The sequence below is a fragment of the Proteus alimentorum genome (genome assembly GCF_002607735.1).
In the GTDB taxonomy this organism is placed as follows: Bacteria; Pseudomonadota; Gammaproteobacteria; order Enterobacterales; family Enterobacteriaceae; genus Proteus; species Proteus alimentorum.
The window spans coordinates 1-3,257 of record NZ_NBVR01000005.1; the positions used below are offsets into that span (position 1 = coordinate 1).

A 3,257-nucleotide genomic window follows, 5' to 3' on the forward strand; every position below is an offset into this window, starting at 1 on the left:
ATCTCTTCCTCAGTAACCAGCAATATCAATCTTAAACAAGCTTACTTCATCTACTCTTCGTCTCTCAGACAAAACACCTTCGGTGTTGTCAGGTTAAGCCTCACGGTTCATTAGTACTGGTTAGCTCAACGTATCGCTACGCTTACACACCCAGCCTATCAACGTCTTAGTCTTAAACGTTCCTTTAGGTCACTCTAGGTGACAGGGAAGACTCATCTCGAGGCAAGTTTCCCGCTTAGATGCTTTCAGCGGTTATCTCTTCCGCACTTAGCTACCGGGCAATGCCATTGGCATGACAACCCGAACACCAGTGGTGCGTTCACTCCGGTCCTCTCGTACTAGGAGCAACCCCTCTCAATCTTCCAACGCCCACGGCAGATAGGGACCGAACTGTCTCACGACGTTCTAAACCCAGCTCGCGTACCACTTTAAATGGCGAACAGCCATACCCTTGGGACCTACTTCAGCCCCAGGATGTGATGAGCCGACATCGAGGTGCCAAACACCGCCGTCGATATGAACTCTTGGGCGGTATCAGCCTGTTATCCCCGGAGTACCTTTTATCCGTTGAGCGATGGCCCTTCCATTCAGAACCACCGGATCACTAAGACCTACTTTCGTACCTGCTCGAGCCGTCACTCTCACAGTCAAGCTGGCTTATGCCTTTGCACTAACCGCATGATGTCCGACCATGCTTAGCCAACCTTCGTGCTCCTCCGTTACTCTTTAGGAGGAGACCGCCCCAGTCAAACTACCCACCAGACACGGTCCCCGATCCAGATTATGGACCTAGGTTAGAACATCAAACGTTAAAGGGTGGTATTTCAAGGTTGACTCCATGCAGACTGGCGTCCACACTTCATAGTCTCCNCCCGGATTACGGGCCTAGGTTAGAACATCAAACGTTAAAGGGTGGTATTTCAAGGTTGACTCCATGCAGACTGGCGTCCACACTTCATAGTCTCCCACCTATCCTACACATCAAGGCTCAATGTTCAGTGTCAAGCTATAGTAAAGGTTCACGGGGTCTTTCCGTCTTGCCGCGGGTACACTGCATCTTCACAGCGAGTTCAATTTCACTGAGTCTCGGGTGGAGACAGCCTGGCCATCATTACGCCATTNCCACCTATCCTACACATCAAGGCTCAATGTTCAGTGTCAAGCTATAGTAAAGGTTCACGGGGTCTTTCCGTCTTGCCGCGGGTACACTGCATCTTCACAGCGAGTTCAATTTCACTGAGTCTCGGGTGGAGACAGCCTGGCCATCATTACGCCATTCGTGCAGGTCGGAACTTACCCGACAAGGAATTTCGCTACCTTAGGACCGTTATAGTTACGGCCGCCGTTTACTGGGGCTTCGATCAAGAGCTTCTCCTTACGGATAACCCCATCAATTAACCTTCCAGCACCGGGCAGGCGTCACACCGTATACGTCCACTTTCGTGTTTGCACAGTGCTGTGTTTTTAATAAACAGTTGCAGCCAGCTGGTATCTTCGACTGGCTTCGGCTCCGTCCGCAAGGGACTTCACTTACCGCCAGCGTGCCTTCTCCCGAAGTTACGGCACCATTTTGCCTAGTTCCTTCACCCGAGTTCTCTCAAGCGCCTGAGTATTCTCTACCTGACCACCTGTGTCGGTTTGGGGTACGATTGTTGGTAACCTGAAGCTTAGAGGCTTTTCCTGGAAGCAGGGCATCAATTGCTTCACCACCTTAGTGGCTCGTCATCACACCTCAGCATTAAGTGACCGGATTTGCCTAATCACTCTGCCTACATGCTTGAACCGGGACGACCGTCGCCCGGACAACCTAGCCTTCTCCGTTCCCCCATCGCAGTTACCACCAGTACGGGAATATTAACCCGTTTCCCATCGACTACGCTTTTCAGCCTCGCCTTAGGGGTCGACTCACCCTGCCCCGATTAACGTTGGACAGGAACCCTTGGTCTTCCGGCGTGCGGGTTTTTCACCCGCATTATCGTTACTTATGTCAGCATTCGCACTTCTGATACCTCCAGCATACCTCACAGTACACCTTCGCAGGCTTACAGAACGCTCCCCTACCCAACAACACATAGTGTCGCTGCCGCAGCTTCGGTGCATGGTTTAGCCCCGTTACATCTTCCGCGCGGGCCGACTCGACCAGTGAGCTATTACGCTTTCTTTAAATGATGGCTGCTTCTAAGCCAACATCCTGGCTGTCTGAGCCTTCCCACTTCGTTTCCCACTTAACCATGACTTTGGGACCTTAGCTGGCGGTCTGGGTTGTTTCCCTCTTCACGACGGACGTTAGCACCCGCCGTGTGTCTCCCGTGATAACATTCTTCGGTATTCGCAGTTTGCATCGAGTTGGTAAGTCGGGATGACCCCCTAGTCGAAACAGTGCTCTACCCCCGAAGATGAGTTCACGAGGCGCTACCTAAATAGCTTTCGGGGAGAACCAGCTATCTCCCGGTTTGATTGGCCTTTCACCCCCATCCACAAGTCATCCGCTAATTTTTCAACATTAGTCGGTTCGGTCCTCCAGTTAGTGTTACCCAACCTTCAACCTGCCCATGGATAGATCACCGGGTTTCGGGTCTATACCCTGCAACTCATTCGCCCAGTTAAGACTCGGTTTCCCTACGGCTCCCCTATACGGTTAACCTTGCTACAGAATATAAGTCGCTGACCCATTATACAAAAGGTACGCAGTCACCCCATAAAGAGGCTCCTACTGCTTGTACGTACACGGTTTCAGGTTCTTTTTCACTCCCCTCGCCGGGGTTCTTTTCGCCTTTCCCTCACGGTACTGGTTCACTATCGGTCAATCAGGAGTATTTAGCCTTGGAGGATGGTCCCCCCATATTCAGACAGGATAACACGTGTCCCGCCCTACTCGTCGAGTTCACAATAACAGCATCTTCGGATACGGGGCTATCACCCTTTACTGCCGGACTTTCCAGACCGTTCTCCTGATGCTGCTATTGATTAAGACTCTGGGCTGTTCCCCGTTCGCTCGCCGCTACTAGGGGAATCTCGGTTGATTTCTTTTCCTCGGGGTACTGAGATGTTTCAGTTCTCCCGGTTCGCTTCATGACGCTATGTATTCACGTCATGATAATATCCATTGGATATTGGGTTTCCCCATTCGGAAATCGTCGGGTATAACGGTTCATATCACCTTACCGACGCTTATCGCAGATTAGCACGTCCTTCATCGCCTCTGATTGCCTAGGCATCCACCGTGTACGCTTATTCGCTTAACCTCACAACCCGAA

At 51.4% G+C, this 3,257-nt stretch carries 1 rRNA gene; it reads right to left on the reverse strand.

Annotated elements, in window-relative coordinates:
- Positions 1–89 precede the first annotated feature (89 nt).
- Positions 90–3,245, reverse strand: a 23S ribosomal RNA gene (locus B6258_RS00905).
- Between the last annotated feature and the right edge of the window lie 12 nt (positions 3,246–3,257).